Below are 20,347 nucleotides of genomic sequence, written 5' to 3' on the forward strand. Positions count from 1 at the left end.
TCTCCTTTTATTTTCAGGTTCCACAAGTGGCACACCGTTCGTTTACTTTCCGAATCCGCAGTTCGGGAATGTACAGACGCTGCAATTCAGGCAGAGACCGCCCTCTCCATACGCTGCCACCTCTTCTGCAAAGATCTCGTCATCTGCCATGATTCTGGGCAGAACCAGATCAAATACCGTACGTTTCGCATACATAACACAGCCCGGCAGACCAAGAATAGGAATCCGTTTTCCGTCTTTCTCAAAATATGCAATGAGAAGCATGGCTCCCGGCAATACCGGCGCACCGTATGTCACCACTCTGGCTCCAGTATCACGGATTCCTCCTGGGGTGCGGTCGTCAGGATCCACACTCATGCCACCACTGCAGACTACCATATCAGCACCCTGGCGGATGAATTCCATAATATCTGCGGTGATCTGTGCCTTGTCGTCTCCCGGAGTGGTCTGGCCGATCACCTCTGTAGGATACTCAGCAAGCTTTTCCCGAAGTACAGGAGTGAAGGTATCCTGGATCAGCCCCTTTTTTACCTCACTTCCAGTTGTTACAATCCCAACCTTTTTGAAATGGTAAGGAAGTATGGAAAAAACCGGTTCCGGGCCAGCTGCTTCCACAGCTTTGTCCATCTTTTCTTTTTCGATCACAAGAGGAATGATCCTGGTGCCCGCCAGCTTATCCCCCTTTTTCACCGGGAAATCTCCATGGCGGGAGGCGATCATCATCTCTCCCAGGGAATTCACAGCCAGAAGGGCATCCCTGCGTATTTTCAGCACACCGTCTTCATCCGCCACCAGTTCGATTTTTCCCTCTTTTACATCCGTTCCATGCATGGAATTTCCTGCACAGATTTTATATAAGATAGCAGCGCCTTCATTTTCATGAAGAATGCCCTCTTCCTTTTCCCAGACAAACAGATGCTCTTTTCCAACGGAAAGTAAAAGAGGGATATCCTCTTCTTTTACAATATGTCCTTTGGAAAACAGAACTCCTTTTTTCTTATCTTTGATGATCTGGGTTATGTCATGGCAAAGAATGTGACCTACTGCGTCTTCTGTTTTTATTTCTTTCATTGTATTGATTCCCTTCTAGTTTCGCCTCAGCGCGTATTCCCACAAAAATGATTCTTCATCTGCCGCAGACTCTGAAGCTCTTTTATAATCCTGCCTTGCAAAGCTTGGCGTAAACACCGTCTTTCTCCATCAATTCCTGGTGTGTGCCTTCTTCTGCAATTCCGTCTTCCGTCAGTACCAGGATTCTTCTGGCATTGCGGATCGTGGAAAGTCTGTGTGCGATCACAAATGTAGTCCTGTCCTTCGCCAGACGCTCCAGTGATTCCTGTACGACTTTCTCGCTCTCGTTATCCAGTGCGGAAGTGGCTTCATCAAAAATCAGGATTGGCGGATTCTTAAGGAATGCTCTCGCAATGGAAAGACGCTGTTTCTGTCCTCCGGACAGCTTCACACCACGCTGGCCGATATCGGTACCATAGTTGTCTGGCATTTCCATGATAAAATCATGGGCATTGGCCAGCTTCGCCGCCCGGATCACTTCCTCATCTGTGGCATCCGGCCGGCCATAACGGATATTTTCCATAATATTGCCTGCAAACAGGTAAACATCCTGCTGTACAATTCCAATCTGGCTGCGCAGATCCTTCAGCTTGATCTTACGGATATCTTTTCCGTCCAGATAGATTGCACCCTCTGTCACGTCATAAAATCTGGGGATCAGACTGCAAAGTGTGGTTTTTCCCGCACCGGAAGAACCTACAAGTGCCACATAATCTCCGGGCTTCACTTCCAGATTTACATGGGAAAGGACTTTCTCGTTATTATCCTCATAGTGGAAGGAAACATTTTCAAAACGGATATCGCCCTCTACATGATCCAGCCCTACTGCATCTGGTGCATCCTCAATATCCGGTGCAATGGACATCATTTCCAGGAAACGGTCATAGCCGCTGTAACCATTCTGGAACTGCTCGGTGAAGTTTACCAGCTTGGTAACAGGCTCTGTAAAATTATTAATATACAAAAGGAACGTGACAAGGTCTGTAGCACTTAAGCTTCCGGATGCCAGAAACATGGCGCCGGAAACCAATGCCACAACTGTGATCAAGGTCGTAAAGGCATCCATTCCGGCATGATATCCCGCCATATAGCGGTAAGTCACACGCTTGGCATCTACAAAGCGTTCGTTTCCTTTCCGGAATTTCTCAATTTCTCTCTTCTCATTTCCAAATGATTTCACCACACGGATTCCGGAAAGACTGTCTTCGATCTGGCTGTTGATCTCACCCATACGCACACGGTTTTCTTTAAAGGCACTTTTCATTTTCTTATTGTAGACAAGTGCATAAACCAGCATAATGATCACAACCGCGAAGCAAAGCAGTGCCATCTGGGGTTTCACGCTCAGAAGAATGATCAATGCTCCAAACAGCTTGATCACAGAAATCAGAATATCCTCTGGTCCGTGATGGAGAAGCTCTGTAATGTCAAAAAGGTCGCTTGTGATCCGTGAAAGCAGATGGCCTACCTTCTGGTTATCATAAAACGCAAAAGAAAGCTTCTGATAGTGGCTGAAGATCTCATTTCGCATGTCATGTTCAATGTAAGCCCCCATCATATGTCCGTAATAAGTGATAAAATAGCGGCTTCCCAGCTGTACCAGGATCAGTGCCAGCATTCCCACACCGATTTTCAGGATAACTGCCTTGGCTTCCTGCGCCGGCATCTCACTTACTGAATTCATAATATACCGGACAAGCAACGGAATAACCAGTGTTACTGCAGCACCCAGAAATGCAAAAAACAGATCTGCCAGGAACAGTCCTTTATATGGTTTATAATAGCCTGCCAGCATTTTCAGTCTGCCATGCTGTTTTTTCTCTTGTTTCATGTGATTCTCCTCCGCTTTTGCAGCCGTATTTTTGTATGACAGCTGCAAAAATTTTCATACAGAGTTTATTATAAACCGACGAGGACTGTTTTGTCAAAATGCTTCTGCAATTTGTACAACTATTTTTATTATAATTGTGAAAGCACCAAATGGCGGGTCGCAATCGACTTTCATTCATGGACATGTCTGCCTAAGCAGACATGTCCGTTCAGGGGCAAAGACAAAAATCAGGTTCTCCTGCCACACTACGTTCTTTACAATAACTTTAATAACTTTTCCAGACAATTTTTATAGGTAGCTTTTTCTATAGTCTCTGTAAAAAGAATATTGACCTCGCCAAGCTTCTGACCATTCTGGTAATACTCCAGGGTACCGGCAATATCGCCCTCTTTTATAGGGGCCTGAACCTGTGTTTCCAGATTCAGTTTCCGCTCCACTTCGTCTATGATTTTGCCGTCGGTGCTCAGATACTGGAAGTTCTTTTCATATTTTACTTCTGTGGTGGGCTTGGTTCCTTTCCGGATTTCTATAGACGGAAGCTTTTCAGGACTTTCATCAATGTAAAGACTGCATTTTGAAAAACCATAATTCAACATGGCCGCGGCGTCCTTGAAGCGGACTTTGTAATCGGGTGCTGCCATAACTACAGAAATCAAGGTAATGTTATTTCGAGACGCCACAGCAGATACGCAGTACTTTGCCAGACTGGTACTTCCTGTTTTTAATCCTACACAGCCATCGTAGCTGCGAAGAAGCTTGTTGGTGTTCGTTAATCCAAACTCTTTGGAACCTTGTCTGGTTACATGGGTGATATTTTCCATCCAGATAGAGGAATATTCCAGGATCTTCGGATATTTTGTGAGCAGTTCCCTGCTCATGAGGGCAATGTCACGGGCTGTTGTATAGTGATCCGTGGAGTCTGTCAGTCCGCAGCAGTCCACAAAATGGGTATTTTTCATTCCAAGGCCAGCTGCCCGTTCATTCATCTGCCGCACGAACTCCTGCTCGCTGCCTCCAATATGCTCTGCCATTGCTACACTGGCATCATTTCCAGAGGCGATCACAATGCACTTGATCATCGTCTCCACGTCCTGGGTTTCCCCTTCTTCCAAAAACACCTGGGAGCCACCCATAGATTTCGCGTAGGCGCTGGTGGTTACAATGTCATCCATTTTCAGTGTACCATTCTCCAACGCATCAAAAATCAAGATTAACGTCATAATCTTCGTAATACTCGCTGGGCTTCGCCTGGTATCCGGATCCTTTTCGTAAATTACAGTGCCTGTACTGGCTTCCATTAAAAGAGCAGAAGGTGCCTGCACAAGAGTATCATCTGTAGCCGCTGGCTCCTGCTCCACCACGGGCGCAGCTGTATTGCCACTTGTATTATCCTCTGTCCTTTTCTCCTGTTCTTCCCCATATGTAATCCGACAGCCAGCCCCCACCATGAGGGCGGCAAGCAAAATGGGTAAAACCACCTTTCTTATTGCCTTTCCAAGCATAGGATGTCTCCTCAAAAATAAGTTCTATTCTATTGTAAAACCTGTGTCCCTATTTTATTCCTCTTATCTTACACGAAAAAGCGGTGGATATACATTGTGAAAGCGCGTCCTGGAAACCACAGTCTCCCACTATTTCCAATAAGTCCCGTCCCCATTTTCATCATACGCATTCTGCAATTCTTCCTTCGTCATCTCCTGCACCTTAAATGTAGCAGTTCCATCCCCGCTTTCCCATGTAATATGCAGACAATTCTCACCTTCCGGCTTTACATCTCCATAAATAGTCAATCCCGCATCTCCAAACCAGATCGCATAAACTGGTTTTCCTTTCCACATCCAGGCTTTCTGCTCTTCATCATATTCCAGCCCTAGCGCATTATAAATATAACTATTCCCGTCCGCCATATAACCAACCTGGTCTGCAGCCGAATCCTGCGCAATCTCTATATCCGCCTTATCATCTGGATTCTGTCCATCCTGCACAACAGTTACGGAAAAATCCTCTGTAGCTGATTCTTTAGTAGATTCTGCATCATTTCCTGCTTCAACTGCTGTCACTTCATCCATCTCATCAGTCACAGTATCTGTGTCCCCATTTTGAAAAACTTTCGTCACACTCTTTCCGTCTGCATCCGTATAACTCTCTGCATACGCCCATACTACTGCCTGCGGTATACCTGCCACACCAACAGTTCCCAGAATTGCTGCACAGATTCCCAGTGCCAGCCCTTTTCCGTTTACTTTCAACCCTTTGTTTTTCTGCATTGTTTTCATAAAAAATGCTCCTTTCTTCTTTTTGATTACATTAAGAAGAATAGAGCATTTTCTTGTGTTCTATATGTAAGTTATTTGTGATTTTTGTGGAGTTTATAGTTAAACAACTCTGGGCCACGAAAACCAAATTCGGGTGAAACACACCGCAAAGTGAGGCGTGCAGATTGCAGGAATGATTTTAAGGGCAGGCTCCAGAGCACGTTGGAAACTTGCTCTAGTATTCTTATACCGTATTCTGCACAATCTTTTCGTCCGCCATAATCATTCTGGTTGCCTTCTTAATACAGTAGAAGCAAGTCGGTGCAATATAAAGGCTTGCAGTCACCCAGGCTGTCTGATCTGCGAAACAGATTGCCGTAAATCCAAAGGTGCCTACAAATCCCAGGCTGACAATGGTACGGGCGATCATTTCTGTCACACCGGAAAATACGGCTCTTGTGGAAAAACCAAGACCCTGGGTTACCATACGGGATACATTCAAAATACCAAGCGTCCAGTAGAAATATCCCATACAGCGCAGATATTTTGCAGACGCATCCAGCACATCTTGGGAGCCCTTGCTTACGAAAATCATAGATAATGGTCTTCCCGCAAAGATCAGGATCGATCCCGCAAAAACACCATATGCCACAGCAACCGCCATTCCCTGTTTCAGGCCCTTGCGGATACGATCCGGCTGTTTTGCCCCAAGATTCTGGCTGCAGAATACGGAAACTGCAGTGCCGATGGCATCAAAAGGACACATAGTAAACTGCTTGATCTTCATTCCCGCTGTAAATCCTGAAACATACACACTTCCAAGCCCGTTATTGGCAGACTGCATTACCATACTGCCGATAGCTGTAATAGAGAACTGGAGTCCTGTAGGAATTCCCATCATAAGAAGCTCGCTGGCTGCATTTTTATTTGCCACCCGATGAGCCTTGGAAAGCCAAAGAAGGTTCATCCTCTTCGCAATAAAAATAAGGCACAAAATTCCGCTGACTGCCTGCGCTGTGATGGTAGCAATAGCAGCACCTGCGCAGCCCCATTTCAGCACCACAATACAGAACAGATCCAGGAAAATATTCAGGATCGCAGACAGCGCCAAAAACATAAACGGGGTCCGGCTGTCTCCAACGGATCGTAAAATACTGGACAGATAATTGTACAATAAGGTAAAGGGCATACCCAGGAAAATGATCAGCAGATATGCGTAAGCATTGGCATAAATATCTTCCGGTACAGAAAGCATATGCAGAATCTGCGGGCAAAAAACAGAGCAGGCCGTAGTCAGGATCACGGCAATCCCTGCTGTGAGAAGCGCACCGTTAAACACATAGTTTTTCATCTGGTCTATCTTGCCAGCGCCAAAGTATTTCGCCACCGGCACACCAAACCCAGTACAGCTTCCCATACAAAAACCCAATACCAGAAACTGGATACTGCTGCTTGCCCCTACACTTGCAAGCGCCTTCGCCCCAAGGATCTGCCCTACAATCGCTGCGTCAATAATGTTATAAGTCTGCTGAAGAAGATTCCCAATCAGCAGTGGAAATGCAAACTGGAGCATCAGCTTCAGCGGATTTCCTTTTGTCATGGATGTTGACATTTTCTTTCACCTTCTACCCAAAAATCTTCCGCAATTATAACACCAATCAGCCAATAATTCCATTGTTTTTTCCTGCTTATATCAATTTCATCCGAAAAAGGACTCCCTTCTCCGTATTTTCCATTTTATACCCTGCCCCATGCTGTTCCAGAATTTCCCGTACAATATAAAGCCCCAGACCACTACCGCCGTTTTTACGGTTTCGGGAGGAATCTACGCGGTAAAAGGCGTCAAACAGACGGGGAAGGTCCTGTTCGTTTATGTGCACGCCTGTGTTTTCTACTTCCAGGAGTATCTTCTCTGTATCATCCATACTTTTCGTTTCTCTCGAATTTTGGCACTCTGAAATTTCTTCTAGAAAAGAGTTAGATGTGGAAAAATCCGCATTATAATCCTTGGATAATTTCACACTTATTCTCTCTTCAGCAGGTGAATACCGCACTGCATTTACCAGAATATTCCGGACTACGATCTCCATCAGTCCGGGATCTGCCATGCAAAGACACTTCTCTGGCAGGGAGATTTCCAACTCCATATTTTTCTGCTCAAAAAGCTCGTTCAGGTCTGCCAGCTGAAGCCTCACCAGTTCTGCCAGGTCCATCTCTTTTTTCTTTAATGAAAAACCGCAAAATTCCATTCTGTAAATCATCAGGATTTCCTGAACCATATTCTGCAAAGTGACCGTCACTTTTCTTGCCCGGGAAAGATATTTATCCCGGTCTTTGTAGACTCCCACATTCTGCTCCATGCCTTCAATCTGCCCTTTTAGTATGGTCACAGGAGTTTTCAGCTCATGGGACGCTGCTGAAAAAAACTCCATACGCCGCTGTTCCAGTCCCCGCTCCTGTTCCATTTCATCTCTTAATTTGGCATTAGCTTCCCGAAGTCCGGACAAAGCCTGCCCCAGGTTTTCCGCCAATGTATCAAGGCTTCTTGATAAAACTCCAAGTTCATCTGTGCGTTTCATATCCGTACGCACAGAAAAATCCAGATTCGCCATTTTATCAGAAGCCACACCCAGCTCCCGCACCGGCTTCGACAAATATCTGGAATAAAAAAGAGCAATCAGCAAAGAAACCACAAAAACAGTAATCAGCATCCACGGAAGGATCTGCCCCAACGCTTCCACTGCCTGATTCACAAGCTGGGTAGAGCCAAACACAAAAAGGGTATATTTATGATCTGTTCCTTTAAAATCAACCTCATAATGCCCCATAGCCTGCTGTTCCATCTGCTCCACCATGGAAACACCCTCTTCTGTCTGGACATTGTCTGCTTCCGTAGTTTCTATTGTACTGGCAGATTCTTCTACAGTTCCTTCACTGCTATCAACCTGAGAAGTTACAGTCCCTTCTATTGCCACACTCTCTGCTGCCAATTCATCTATGTTGGCTTTCGTAGAACTGCTCCAGTCATTCTCCTGCTCCCCTGTCCAGTTTTCATCGTTTTCTGATGCACTGCTTCCTTCCATCACTGAAGTTATCATCGGCGCGTCTTCAAGCCCATTCCACTCTCTGACGATTCCACCATTTTCATCAAGAAGAACCACTCTGGACTGATTCGCACTGCTAAATTCTTCCATAACAGATAATGCATTTTCCAAAGTATATCCGGACAAAGATTCTGCCAGCTGCTTCGTCCTTGCAGCCAGTGTCCGGTTCAGTGAATCGGAATAGCTGCGTGGCATAAAAGCAACCACAAAACCATAGGAAATCCCGGAGACAGCCATAAGGATCACCATGGTCAAAAGAAATATTTTTACACTAATCCTGCTTTTTATGTATTTTATCAATGCGATATCCCACCCCTCTGATGGTATCAATGTAATCTCCTGCCAGCTTTTTTCGAAGATTCTTAATGTGAGTGTCCACAATCCGATCTTCTCCGAAATAGTCAGCGCCCCACACGGCATCCAGAAGCTGATTTCTGGTTAGTACACGTCCCTGATTAAAAAGGAACTCCCTCAAAAGTTCAAACTCTTTTTGGGTAAGCTCCACTTTTCGCTCCGACTCCCACACCTGATAACCCGAAGGATCCAGCTTCAAATTTCCATACTGTAATATCTCAGGGTTCTTCTTATCTGATGAATATTTCCCACTGCGCCGCAACACTGCCCCTATTTTCCGCAGCAGTACCTGCGTGGAAAAAGGTTTCGTCACATACTCATCAACCTGTAAATCGTACCCTTTTATCTGGTAGGACTCATCATCCAAGGCGGTAAGCATGATCACCGGCACCAACGAGGATTTCCGGATCAGTTCCAACACCCCAAAGCCATCGATCTTAGGCAGCATCACGTCCAGAAGAACCAGATCAATCTTCTCTTTTTTCCTCTCATATAGATTGATGGCATCCACCCCGTCAGAGGCGCAAAGCACCTGGTATCCTGCTTCTTCCAGATAATTTTTCAACAATTCCTGTATATCAAATTCGTCTTCTACTATAAAAATAAAACCCATTTTTTCTCCCCATATCTGGCGTTTTTCATAAAAGCCGTATTTTTACTTGCAGTATAACATGTCTATGTGGAGTTTATATGAAGATTATGAATTTTCTTCCTCATCTTCCAGGATCCGCAGTCCAGCGGTGCTGGTTACGGGGAGAGAGAATACGATGGTTCCGGCTTTGGAGGTGAGACCGGCTTTTTCCATGATGGCTGTCATGATGGCATTTTTCTGCTCTGCTTTCGCCACGATGAAGATCACTTCTTTTTCTGAAACCAGGGATACCCCAAGAAACTGCTGGGCGCGTTTCATTCCTACGCCCTTTCCGTGAAGAACGGTTCCTCCGGTTGCGCCGCCCTCTTCTGCGGCTTTCATCACCTGGGTGTTATATCCATAATTGGCAATTGCCACGATCAGTTCATGCTTTGTCTCTTTCAATGTGCTTTCCTCCTCTCTTACAAACTCCTGTCCCTGAATGAGAAATCCCAGTTCTCGCTTGCCGCCAATGCTGCTCATGGGGATGGTAAATACGATCCCGGTTCCGGGTACGTCGATCCGCAGCTGGTTCTGCAAACCTTTTTTCACCTTTTTCCAGGTGGATGCTGTCACAAAGTGAAAGCAGATGCTTTTCTCGTCATCTTCCAGACCCATATAGTCAAGGATGGAGCTTGATGCCGTTCCCATACCAAGGGAAACCGTTCCTACTTCTATCTGATTTTCCCAGTAAAGTGCTGCAAATTTAGGCATGTATTTTCGGTTGGTGATGGTAACCATCATGTATAATTCGCTCATAGATGATTCCTTTCTTTATAAAGTTCGTTCCTGTTCATAATCCTCCCAGAGTTTCACCGCTCTTTTGGCAAGTTGTGCATCACAATTTCATTTCTGCCTTACTCTTTATAATTCAATAATTTCTGCATCTCCCAGTTCTTCAAACATTTCCACCACCGAAATGGTTTCCACTGGCATTTTATCAGCAGAAAACTTCTTCTCCTTGCCTCCAAGTTCGCCGCCTTTTACCCGATAAACCAAGCCCAGCACCTGCAAGGTAATAAGTGGTGTCATGGCAACCATCGCCACCACTCCGAAGGCATCTGTCACAATATTTCCGCCCACAGCTTCACATGCCCCCTGCGCCAGAGGAAGGAGAAAGGTGGCCGTCATAGGTCCGGAGGCTACACCGCCGGAGTCAAATGCAATGGCGGTAAAGATTTTCGGCACAAACAAACTGAGAATCAAAGCAATGACATAGCCAGGCACCAGGAAATACAAAATAGAGATTCCAGTCAGCACCCGGAGCATGGATATTCCAACAGAAACTGCCACTCCCACAGACAGACTGGTCTGAATAGATTTCCCGGAAATGGCTCCGTCAGTCAGCTCTTCTACCTGCTTCATCAGCACGTACACTGCCGGCTCTGCTTTTACGATAAAATAACCGATCATCATTCCAAGGGGCACCAGGATCCAGTTGTAGGAAAGATTCCCAAGCACCATTCCAAGGTAATTTCCGGCGGGAATAAATCCTACATTTGCGCCGGTAAGGAACAACACAAGGCCTATATATGTATAAAATAAACCGATGCAGATTTTAATCAGCATAGTTTTATTCAGTTTTAGTGAAACAATTTGAAATATTCCAAAGAATGCTACAATCGGGAAAAGGGACACTGCGATCTCTTTGAAATATTTCGGTAGTGCAACAACAAATAATTTTCCCAGTTCTATGGAGTTTTCCACTTCGGAAACCACTTCCAGAGTGAAGCTACCCTCTGTGTGATACAAAAGTCCCAGGATCAGGACTGCCAGAATAGGGCCGATGGAACACAGGGCAACAAGACCGAAGCTGTCATCTCCAGCGTGTTTATCGTTACGGATAGCAGAAATACCAAAGCCCAACGCCATAATAAAGGGGACTGTCATTGGGCCTGTAGTTACGCCTCCAGAGTCAAATGCCACTGCCAGAAAATTTTCCGGAACAAGCATAGCCAATATAAAAACAAAAATGTAAAAGCCGAATAATAATGGCGGCAGCGCAATTCCAAAAAGGATGCGCAGTAATGCCACAACAAGAAATGTGCCAACGCCAAGTGCCACTGATAAGATCAGCACCAGATTGGGCACAGAAGAAACCTGTTCTGCAAGAACTTGCAGATCCGGTTCAGATATTGTGATAATGAATCCTAGAATAAAGCCGATGATTACAATAAATCCTAATTTCTTCGTGCGAAGCATGCTGCCTCCCACATGTTCTCCCATTGGGGTCATGGATAGTTCCGCGCCCATGGAGAAGAAAATCATCCCCATGATCACAAGTACCGATCCTACCAGGAATTCCACCAGAATGCCGGGAGATAAGGCTGCCACGGAAAAACCTAGTATCAGTACGATCAGCACTATGGGGAGCACTGCACTGATGGATTCTCTGGCTTTTTCCTGGGCTTTTTCTTTTAAGATGGTCTGGTGGGATTGAAGTTCTCTGATTAATTTTCTTTTTTCCACATATACCTCCGTTTCTGAAAATTTCACTGTAGTTGCCCTAGCTTCGCTGCCTGATATGGATTATTGTAACATTTTCACAGGGAGATAGTCATCTATAAAATGAAGATATATTCTTAACTTTTTGTAAACACAAAAACAGCCAGGAACATTATATTGGTTTCCTGACTGTTATATTACATTCTCATCCTACGATCACACCGCCGCCGATAACTACATCTCCATCATAAAGTACAGCTGCCTGACCCTTGGTAATGGCGCGCTGGGGCTCGTCGAAGGTGATGTGTACGCTTCGTTCTCCGGTGACTTTCACAGTGGCCCACTGCTCCTTCTGACGGTAGCGGACTTTTGCTTTGGCGCGGAATTCCGCAGGAGGAGTGTCGAAAGCGATGAAGTTAAAGTCTTCCACATCCAGTTCCCGGTGGAACAGATCCTCATTATCTCCAAGGATCACGCGATTCTCTGCAGGGCAGATCTTGGTAACATAGACTGGCCTGCCTGCTGCAATGCCCAGGCCTTTTCGCTGACCTACGGTGTAGCCGATGATTCCTTTATGCTGGCCAAGTACATTTCCATCTTTGTCTGTGAAATCGCCTGCCGGATAGTCTTTTCCGGTAAAACGGCGGATAAATCCAGCATAGTCTCCATCCGGGACAAAACAGATGTCCTGGCTGTCTGGCTTGTCAGCGTTATAGAAGTTCTGCTGGTCGGCAATCATACGGGTCTGATGTTTGTTCATGTCTCCAAGTGGGAACATGGTGTGTGCCAGTTGTTCCTGAGTAAGGGAATAGAGGACGTAACTCTGATCCTTCGCAGGGTCTGCTGCTTTTTTCAGAAGGTATCTGCCATCTTCCCGCTGTTCGATTCTGGCATAGTGGCCAGTTACTACATAATGACAGCCTAGCTCTTCTGCGCGGTGATAGAGACTATCAAATTTCAGATAACGGTTGCAGTCGATACAGGGGTTGGGGGTAGCGCCGTTTTCATAGGCGGCTACAAAGCGGTCCATAACCTGTTTCTTAAAATCTGCGGTAAAGTTAAATACATAATAAGGAATTCCCAGATTGTGTGCCACACTTCTGGCATCTTCCACATCATCCAGGGAGCAGCAGCTTTTCTTACGGCTCACCCCTGCATCTTCGTTCTGGAAAAGCTTCATGGTGACACCAATGCAGTCATATCCATGTTCTTTCATCAGGTAAGCGGCTACTGAAGAATCTACGCCGCCGCTCATGGCGATCAATGCTTTTTTCATGTTGTCTGATTCCATATCTATACCTCATAAAAATTGAAAAACTATTCTAAAAGTCATATCTTGTATCATACACGATTCTTTCAATCTTCGCAATGTTGTTTCTGCCAATCATCAGACATTGCACGGAGATGTTCTACCACCTGGGGGATTACTTCCAGCATGTAATCAATTTCTTCCTCGGTGTTGGAGGTGTCAAGGCTGATCCGGAGGGATCCCTGGGCGATTTCCGGGGTGAGACCGAGAGCTAAAAGAACATGGCTTGGATCAAGTGCGCCAGAGGCACAGGCGGAACCGGAGGAGGCGCAAATTCCCCTGCTGTCCAGAAGGAGAAGGAGACTTTCACCGGATACGCCTTCAAAGCAGAAATTTACATTTCCCGGAAGCCGATCTGCCCCAGGGCCATTTAAGATACTATAAGGAATCCGGGAAAGTCCCTGTATCAGGCGATCCCGCATGGCGGTAACCCTGGCAGCATTCTCTTCCATTAAAGCGCACTCTTCTTTCAGCGCAGCTGCCATTCCCATAATTGCAGGAACATTCTCTGTGCCCGGACGTTTTCCGCGTTCCTGTCCGCCGCCCTCCATAAGGGCAGTAAGTTCAATTCCTCTTTTTACATATAACGCCCCGATTCCCTTGGGGCCGTGAAATTTATGGGCAGAAAGTGATAACAGATCAATATTCTGCTTTTTTACATTTACCGGGATATGACCAGCTGCCTGCACCGCGTCCGTGTGAAAAAGAACTCCACGCGCACGGCATACCGCGCCGATTTCTGCAATTGGAAGAATGGAACCAATCTCATTATTGGCAAACATAGCCGTAACAAGACAAGTGTCCGGGCGAATGGCAGCCTCCACCTGGGATGCAGTAATGTTCCCCTCTGTTCCCACATCCAGAAGCTGAACCTCAAAGCCCTGGTCTTTTAACCTTCTTAATGTATGAAGCACCGCATGATGCTCGAACGCAGTAGAAATAATATGCTTCTTATTCTGCTTCGCCCCAAGCATAGCGGCTGATATGATTGCCTGGTTATCCGATTCTGTTCCACCGGATGTAAAAAATATCTCCTTCGGTGTACAGCCAAGACATCTTGCGATCTGTTCCCTTGCGGTCTGCATGGCATCATTTGCTTCCATACCGGTCTTGTGAAGGCTGGAAGGGTTCCCATAGGTATTTTCCATGGCCGAAACCATGGCTTCTATGGCTACAGGACTTATTTTCGTGGTTGCTGCATTGTCTGCATATATTCTTGTCATAAAGCTCTAAATCCTCTTTCACTGCTGTTGCTTTCCAAAAGACTCCCGCACAACACACTGGAATCTCTCTTTCAGAACACTATAAAACACTTTCTGCAAAGCATTCCTGTCAATTCCCAAGAAGCAGTACATTTCTCAGTTTCCTTGTCAGATCAAATGTCCCCGCATCCTTCTTCTGCAGCATCATAAGAATGGTCATATTCTGCTCTGGCAGGTTGGCAAAATAACAGCCAAGCCAGCCGTCCCAGCCATACTCTCCCTCACATGCCGCAAAAGGTGCCTTCCATGGATCTGTCATCACACGCATCAGATTTCCATAGGAAAATCCATTCATCTCCCACCATTTGTCAAACCATTCCTGTTGGCATGGCATCAGTTTATGGGTAGTCATATATTCCACTGTGGCAGGCTTAAGGATCTGTCTGCCCTGGAAATTGCCTTTGTTTAAAAGCATTGACGCAAATCTGGAATAATCATCAATCGTTGAAACCAGGCCTGCACCACCAGCTTCATAGGCCGGTGGAACATCCATTGACAAGCGGATTCCCAGACTGTTATCCCGGAATTCTTTCATTTCACCAGCAGTCTGCTCATAAGTTACTGCCAATCTGCCCAGTTTCCCGCTTGGGACATAGAAACCTGTATCTTTCATTCCCAAAGGCTCAAAAAGCTCTTTATTAAGAAATTCACCATATTTCATCCCGGAGGCTTTCTCAACCACAGCTGCCAGAATATCCGCGGACACGCCATATTTCCAGCGGTCGCCTGGCTGAAATTCTAATGGACATCTGCCAATCTTGTCAGCAAACTCCAGCGTAGTCATCGGATGATCCGTATCCAGACGTTCGTGAACCTCTTCCAGCACATTCCCAATGGCATATTCTGTAACACTGCTGTTCCCGCCGTATGTCAGACCACTGGTCATAGACAGCAGATGATACACCGTCACATTATGCCATACCGGTGCAAGTCCGCCTGGGACAGACACCACCTGGTCTGCAAATCCCGGAATATATCTGGACACCGGATCTGCCAGGTCAATAACACCTCTCTCAAACAAGATCATGGCTGCCGCTGCTGTAATGGGCTTTGTCATGGAAAAAAGCCGGAACATGGTATCTCTCTCAATAGTTTTCCCATTTGCCTTGTCCGCATAACCGCACTGGAGATACATCTCCTCCTGGCCGTCCTTTACCACCATCATGTTCATACCGGCAATCTGATTCTCCTTTACTGCCTGGTCCATCATCCTCTGAAGCTGTTTCTTTGTCTCCTCTCTCATGTCTGGCCTCCTGATTCATTCTGTAAAAAAGCCCATTGTTCCATCTGTATAGACAGAAATATTTTATAAAAAACTATCGGTAGGTCAATGCAGCGCCCATATTTCCATTTTGGAGCAAATTTACAACATGGGGGCAAACAGCCTGAGAATGCTCTGCATTGCCCGCACTGCAATATTTCTTCCGCGGCAGAATTCCAGAGATACCGGATTACAATATTCCAGAGTATCTGTGAAATCCTCTTTAATATCATAAATTACTTTATTCCGGTAAATCCATACTCCATCCTCAAAATGAAGGTACAGGCTTCTGTAATCCAGATTAATGGTTCCTACAACACCGATCTCATCATCGCATACAAAAGACTTGGCGTGTAAAAAGCCTGGCTGGTATTCGTATATTTTTACACCTGCTTCAAGCAGCTGCTCATAATAGGACTGGGTAAGAAGAAATACCAGCTTTTTATCCGGAATGCCCGGCGTCATCAGACGCACATCCACGCCGCTTTTTGCGGCAAGGCAAAGAGCCGTCATCATCTCGTTGTCAATAACAAGATAAGGAGTACAAATATATACATATTTTTTCGCCCGGTTGATAATATTCAGATAAACATTCTCTCCTACAGTCTCATTATCAAGAGGAGAATCGCAGAAGGGCTGTATATATCCATCACCCTCAAAGGTCTCCGGATGCCATACATGGGGAAGATATTCCTCAAGACTGTTATCCTGCCGGTTGTTGGTAATCACATTCCACATATGAAGGAACATGGCCGTCATATTCCAGACAGCCTCACCTTTCAGCATGACGGCTGTATCCTTCCAGTGACCGAAACGCTCCTTCTGGTTGATATACTCATCTGCCAGATTTACACCACCAGTAAAGCCTACATAACCATCGATGATACAGAATTTCCGGTGATCACGGTTATTCTGAATAATGTTCAGAATCGGCCGGAACGGATTAAACACCTGGCATTTGATTCCTTTCTCTCTCATTGTTTCGTAATATTTATGAGGAAGTGTGGTAAGGCAGCCCATATCATCATAAATCAGCCGGACATCCACCCCTTCCTTAACTTTCTTCTCCAGAATATCCAGAATGGTTCTCCACATAACCCCATCATGGATAATAAAATATTCAATAAAAATATAATGCTGTGCCTGCTCCAATTCTCTCACCAGAACAGGGAACATGTCATCTCCCACCTGAAAATATTCTGCTGTGGTATTTCCATGAATGGGATAACCAGCATTGCGATATATATAATCCGACTGGTTACACGCAGACTCATCCTCCGTCTCCAGCCGTTCATGTATTTCAGGATCTGTCTGTAACAGATTGCTGGACTTCTCCAGCATTTCATTAAAACGCTCCTGCATGTAAGTGGCGATTCTGGAACGTCCGAACACCAGGTACAATACAAGACCAAAAATTGGCATACACAGGATCAGCATTGTCCACGCCAGCTTATACGAGGGATTTATCTTTCGGTTTACGATTTTCAAAACAACCAGGATACTGATAACATCCAGGATCATAGACATATATCTGGAATATCCTGCAAGCCTGAAAAAAATGGTCAACAGCCAGCCAAGCTGAATCGCCATTGCAAATAACACATAAAAAACCCGGTTAAACAGAAGCTTGGCTATTTTTTTCAAAATCATCATAGGTTTTTCTTTTCCTCTCCTTCATACACCGGTCAAACCAAATACTCGAAACATTTTCGCTGGATTTAAAAATCCCTGACTGAATGCAGCCAGGGATTTTTGCGCACAATTAATTATATTTACGTTTTCTTGCGGCTTCAGATTTTTTCTTACGACGAACGCTTGGTTTCTCGTAATGCTCTCTTTTGCGGATTTCCTGCTGGATACCTGCTTTTGCACAGCTTCTCTTGAATCTGCGAAGAGCGCTATCTAAAGTCTCGTTTTCTTTTACGATAACGTTTGACATAGACTCACACCTAACCTCCCTCCAGTTGTAGATTGTGCTAAAATACAACTGTCTGGGTATTTTTCTTGCACGAACATTATTATATATCATACCCTCTGGGTTCGTCAACAACTTTTGGTTTAATTTTACAAAAAATTTTGACGAATTTTAAGAGGGGCTTTCTATATGTTTTTCACACAATTAATGAAGCTGTCCTTCTAAGATTCCGGCTACTGCTTCAATTGCTTCGCCAGCCTTTTCCGGATTCTTGCCGCCGGCCTGAGCCATGTTCGGGCGTCCACCGCCGCCACCGCCAACGATAGCAGCCACAGCCTTGATCAGGTTACCTGCATGTGCTCCTGCTTTCTGTGCAGAATCAGTAGCCATTGCAAGAAGGTTTACCTTGCCCTCATTTACTGCAACAAGGACAACAACGCCCTCGCCAAGCTTCTCCTTCAGCTGGTCACCAAGATCACGAAGTCCGTTCATGTCAACACCTTCCACCTTGGCAGCAAGGAGTTTCACACCCTTCACTTCTACTACCTGGTTCATAACATCACCAAGAGCACCCTGAGCCAGTTTGCTCTTCAGAGACTCGTTCTCGCTTGCAAGAGCCTTCACCTCACCCTGAAGGTGTGTGATCTTCTCAACGATCTCAGAAGGATTTGCCTTCAAAGCCTTGGATGCTTCGTGAAGAAGTGCTTCCTGTTTCTTATAGTATTCCAGAACACCATTTCCTGTCAGTGCCTCAATACGACGGACACCTGCTGCAATACCAGACTCAGAAACGATCTTGAATAACATGATGGAGCTTGTGTTTGCAACATGGGTACCACCACAAAGCTCCTTGGAGAAGTCGCCCATGGATACCACACGTACCTTCTGGGAATATTTCTCGCCGAACAGTGCCATAGCGCCGGATTTCTTAGCTTCCTCAACATCCATAATATCGGTATGAACATCAAGTGCTGCCTGGATCTGCTCATTTACGATCTGCTCTGCTTTCTCGATCTCTTCAGCGGTCATGGCTGTAAAGTGGGCAAAGTCAAAACGAAGTCTGTCTGCTGTAACAAGGGAACCCTTCTGCTCAACATGGGATCCAAGAACTTCCTTCAGGGCTTTCTGAAGAAGATGTGTAGCACTGTGATTCTTCTCGATATCTTTTCTTGCTGCTGTATTTACCTTCAGGGAAACAGTCTCGCCCTTGGAAATCATACCGGACTCCATATGTCCTACATGGCCGAACTTACCGCCGCGAAGCTTGATGGTATCTTCTACTACAAATTTCCCATTTGCAGTCTCAATCACACCAGTATCTCCAACCTGTCCACCCATGGTCGCATAGAATGGAGTTTTCTCAACGAAAATGGTACCCTTCTGGCCTTCCATCAGGGAATCTACCAGCTCGTCCTCTGTGGTGAGAACTGTAACCGGTGACTCAAAGGAAAGGTGATCATATCCTACGAATTCTGTAGTAACAGAAGTATCGATCTGATCATATACAGTAGCGTCAGCTCCCATATAGTTGGTTACTTCACGGGAAGAACGTGCTTTTTCTCTCTGCTCATCCATAGCAGCCTTAAAGCCTTCTTCATCGATCTCGTAACCCTTCTCCTCAAGGATCTCCTTGGTCAGGTCAAGAGGGAATCCGTAAGTATCATATAACTTAAATGCATTTTCACCGGAAAGAGTTTTCTCACCAGCTGCATTCATCGCCTCTTCCATATCGGAAAGGATACGAAGTCCCTGGTCGATGGTCTTACCGAACTGGTTCTCCTCATTTGTAAGAACATTAAAGATAAATTCTTTCTTCTCTTCCAGCTCCGGATATCCGTCCTTAGAACCGTCAATTACCTCAGCACTTAAGGTTGCAAGGAAATTGCCCTGGATTCCAAGAAGTCTTCCATGTCTTGCTGCACGGCGGATCAGACGACGTAGAACATATCCACGGCCCTCATTGGTAGGCATGATACCGTCAGAGATCATAAATGTAGCGGAACGGATATGATCTGTGATCAGACGGATGGAAACGTCATCCTCATGATGTACGCCATACTCCTTGCCGGAAATCTTACTTACCAGGTTACGAAGAGAGCAGATGGTATCTACGTCAAAAATAGAATCTACATCCTGAACAACAACTGCCAGACGCTCAAGTCCCATACCAGTATCAATGTTCTTCTGTTTCAGTGTGGTGTAATTGCCGTTACCGTCATTCTCAAACTGGGTAAATACGTTGTTCCATACTTCCATATAGCGGTCGCAGTCACAGCCTACTGTACAGCCTGGTTTGCCGCAGCCATATTTTCCCCCACGGTCATAGTAAATCTCTGAACATGGACCGCAAGGACCTGCGCCATGCTCCCAGAAGTTATCCTCTTTGCCAAATTTAAAAATACGCTCAGCAGGAATTCCAATTTCTTTGTTCCAGATGTCAAAAGCCTCATCATCCTCCAGATATACAGAAGGATAAAGGCGGTTCGGATCCAGGCCTACTACCTCCGTCAGGAATTCCCAGGACCAGTGGATCGCTTCTGTCTTGAAATAGTCTCCAAAAGAGAAGTTTCCAAGCATCTCAAAGAAAGTACCATGACGTGCTGTCTTACCTACATTCTCAATATCACCTGTACGGATACATTTCTGACAGGTGCTGACTCTTGTACGAGGCGGCTTCTCTGCTCCTGTAAAATATGGTTTCAGTGGTGTCATTCCTGCATTGATCAGCAGGACACTTTTATCGCCCTGTGGAACCAATGGAAAGCTTTTCAGAACAAGATGTCCCTTGCTCTCCATGAAATCCAGAAACATTTTTCGAAGCTCGTTTACTCCGTATTTCTTCATTTCAATTCTCCTCCTACGCAATAAAGAAGTGCATTCCTCTTATTGGAATGCTTGCATGGTTTATA

15 protein-coding genes and 1 pseudogene are annotated in these 20,347 nt (G+C 45.5%); all 16 read right to left on the bottom strand.

Annotated features, from left to right (window positions below):
* Window positions 1-42: 42 nt before the first annotated feature.
* Window positions 43-1,071 (bottom strand): molybdopterin-binding protein, encoded by a 1,029-nt coding sequence (locus ACTQWB_RS06015; RefSeq protein ID WP_441500689.1) that lies wholly within the window; start codon window positions 1,069-1,071, stop codon window positions 43-45.
* Between the two features lie 82 nt (window positions 1,072-1,153).
* Window positions 1,154-2,902 carry an ABC transporter ATP-binding protein gene (locus ACTQWB_RS06020; RefSeq protein ID WP_441500688.1) on the bottom strand — a complete coding sequence of 583 codons (1,749 nt, stop codon included), beginning with the start codon at window positions 2,900-2,902 and terminating at the stop codon, window positions 1,154-1,156.
* A gap of 254 nt (window positions 2,903-3,156) precedes the next feature.
* The gene (locus ACTQWB_RS06025) at window positions 3,157-4,404 is read right to left on the bottom strand and encodes a D-alanyl-D-alanine carboxypeptidase family protein (RefSeq protein WP_441500687.1); all 1,248 of its coding nucleotides are present in this window, start codon (window positions 4,402-4,404) and stop codon (window positions 3,157-3,159) included.
* A gap of 129 nt (window positions 4,405-4,533) precedes the next feature.
* Window positions 4,534-5,178 (bottom strand): hypothetical protein, encoded by a 645-nt coding sequence (locus ACTQWB_RS06030; protein ID WP_441500686.1) that lies wholly within the window; start codon window positions 5,176-5,178, stop codon window positions 4,534-4,536.
* Between the two features lie 31 nt (window positions 5,179-5,209).
* A pseudogene (locus tag ACTQWB_RS06035) lies at window positions 5,210-5,344 on the bottom strand (hypothetical protein); the annotation flags it as partial.
* Window positions 5,345-5,401: 57 nt separating this feature from the next.
* Entirely contained in the window at window positions 5,402-6,769 is a 1,368-nt protein-coding gene (locus tag ACTQWB_RS06040; RefSeq protein WP_441500685.1) for an MATE family efflux transporter, read from the bottom strand.
* Window positions 6,770-6,845: 76 nt separating this feature from the next.
* Complete coding sequence (locus ACTQWB_RS06045; protein WP_441500684.1) at window positions 6,846-8,591, bottom strand: ATP-binding protein; 1,746 nt, start codon at window positions 8,589-8,591, stop codon at window positions 6,846-6,848.
* Window positions 8,533-9,228 carry a response regulator transcription factor gene (locus tag ACTQWB_RS06050; protein WP_441500683.1) on the bottom strand — a complete coding sequence of 232 codons (696 nt, stop codon included), beginning with the start codon at window positions 9,226-9,228 and terminating at the stop codon, window positions 8,533-8,535. Before ACTQWB_RS06050 ends, ACTQWB_RS06045 begins: the two co-directional genes overlap by 59 nt.
* A gap of 84 nt (window positions 9,229-9,312) precedes the next feature.
* Window positions 9,313-10,005, bottom strand: a complete 693-nt coding sequence (locus ACTQWB_RS06055) for a P-II family nitrogen regulator (protein ID WP_441500682.1) — start codon at window positions 10,003-10,005, stop codon at window positions 9,313-9,315.
* Window positions 10,006-10,110: 105 nt separating this feature from the next.
* Window positions 10,111-11,670 (bottom strand): DUF1538 domain-containing protein, encoded by a 1,560-nt coding sequence (locus ACTQWB_RS06060; protein WP_441500894.1) that lies wholly within the window; start codon window positions 11,668-11,670, stop codon window positions 10,111-10,113.
* A 226-nt stretch (window positions 11,671-11,896) separates the two neighbouring features.
* Complete coding sequence (gene mnmA / locus ACTQWB_RS06065; protein WP_441500681.1) at window positions 11,897-12,982, bottom strand: tRNA 2-thiouridine(34) synthase MnmA; 1,086 nt, start codon at window positions 12,980-12,982, stop codon at window positions 11,897-11,899.
* A gap of 65 nt (window positions 12,983-13,047) precedes the next feature.
* Window positions 13,048-14,223, bottom strand: a complete 1,176-nt coding sequence (locus tag ACTQWB_RS06070) for a cysteine desulfurase family protein (RefSeq protein ID WP_441500680.1) — start codon at window positions 14,221-14,223, stop codon at window positions 13,048-13,050.
* 109 nt (window positions 14,224-14,332) lie between these two features.
* Window positions 14,333-15,505 (bottom strand): serine hydrolase domain-containing protein, encoded by a 1,173-nt coding sequence (locus ACTQWB_RS06075; RefSeq protein WP_441500679.1) that lies wholly within the window; start codon window positions 15,503-15,505, stop codon window positions 14,333-14,335.
* 120 nt (window positions 15,506-15,625) lie between these two features.
* Window positions 15,626-17,176: a cardiolipin synthase gene (gene cls, locus ACTQWB_RS06080; RefSeq protein ID WP_441500678.1), complete on the bottom strand. Its 1,551-nt coding sequence runs from the start codon at window positions 17,174-17,176 to the stop codon at window positions 15,626-15,628.
* Window positions 17,177-17,285: 109 nt separating this feature from the next.
* A complete protein-coding gene (gene rpsU, locus ACTQWB_RS06085; RefSeq protein WP_004222305.1) occupies window positions 17,286-17,462 on the bottom strand; it encodes a 30S ribosomal protein S21 in 177 nt (58 codons plus the stop codon).
* 180 nt (window positions 17,463-17,642) lie between these two features.
* The gene (gene alaS / locus ACTQWB_RS06090; RefSeq protein ID WP_441500677.1) at window positions 17,643-20,282 is read right to left on the bottom strand and encodes an alanine--tRNA ligase; all 2,640 of its coding nucleotides are present in this window, start codon (window positions 20,280-20,282) and stop codon (window positions 17,643-17,645) included.
* Window positions 20,283-20,347: the final 65 nt, after the last annotated feature.

Origin of the sequence: Blautia sp. HCP3S3_H10_2, assembly GCF_052122375.1 — a bacterium.
Taxonomy (GTDB): Bacteria; Bacillota; Clostridia; order Lachnospirales; family Lachnospiraceae; genus Blautia_A.

Bases quoted from the DNA above. Each gene is read 5' to 3' on its own strand.
- ACTQWB_RS06015 (WP_441500689.1), bottom strand. From the start codon at position 1,071: ATGAAAGAAATAAAAACAGAAGACGCAGTAGGTCACATTCTTTGCCAT.
- ACTQWB_RS06020 (WP_441500688.1), bottom strand. From the start codon at position 2,902: ATGAAACAAGAGAAAAAACAGCATGGCAGACTGAAAATGCTGGCAGGC.
- ACTQWB_RS06025 (WP_441500687.1), bottom strand. From the start codon at position 4,404: ATGCTTGGAAAGGCAATAAGAAAGGTGGTTTTACCCATTTTGCTTGCC.
- ACTQWB_RS06030 (WP_441500686.1), bottom strand. From the start codon at position 5,178: ATGAAAACAATGCAGAAAAACAAAGGGTTGAAAGTAAACGGAAAAGGG.
- ACTQWB_RS06040 (WP_441500685.1), bottom strand. From the start codon at position 6,769: ATGTCAACATCCATGACAAAAGGAAATCCGCTGAAGCTGATGCTCCAG.
- ACTQWB_RS06050 (WP_441500683.1), bottom strand. From the start codon at position 9,228: ATGGGTTTTATTTTTATAGTAGAAGACGAATTTGATATACAGGAATTG.
- ACTQWB_RS06055 (WP_441500682.1), bottom strand. From the start codon at position 10,005: ATGAGCGAATTATACATGATGGTTACCATCACCAACCGAAAATACATG.
- mnmA (WP_441500681.1), bottom strand. From the start codon at position 12,982: ATGGAATCAGACAACATGAAAAAAGCATTGATCGCCATGAGCGGCGGC.
- ACTQWB_RS06070 (WP_441500680.1), bottom strand. From the start codon at position 14,223: ATGACAAGAATATATGCAGACAATGCAGCAACCACGAAAATAAGTCCT.
- ACTQWB_RS06075 (WP_441500679.1), bottom strand. From the start codon at position 15,505: ATGAGAGAGGAGACAAAGAAACAGCTTCAGAGGATGATGGACCAGGCA.
- cls (WP_441500678.1), bottom strand. From the start codon at position 17,176: ATGATGATTTTGAAAAAAATAGCCAAGCTTCTGTTTAACCGGGTTTTT.
- rpsU (WP_004222305.1), bottom strand. From the start codon at position 17,462: ATGTCAAACGTTATCGTAAAAGAAAACGAGACTTTAGATAGCGCTCTT.
- alaS (WP_441500677.1), bottom strand. From the start codon at position 20,282: ATGAAGAAATACGGAGTAAACGAGCTTCGAAAAATGTTTCTGGATTTC.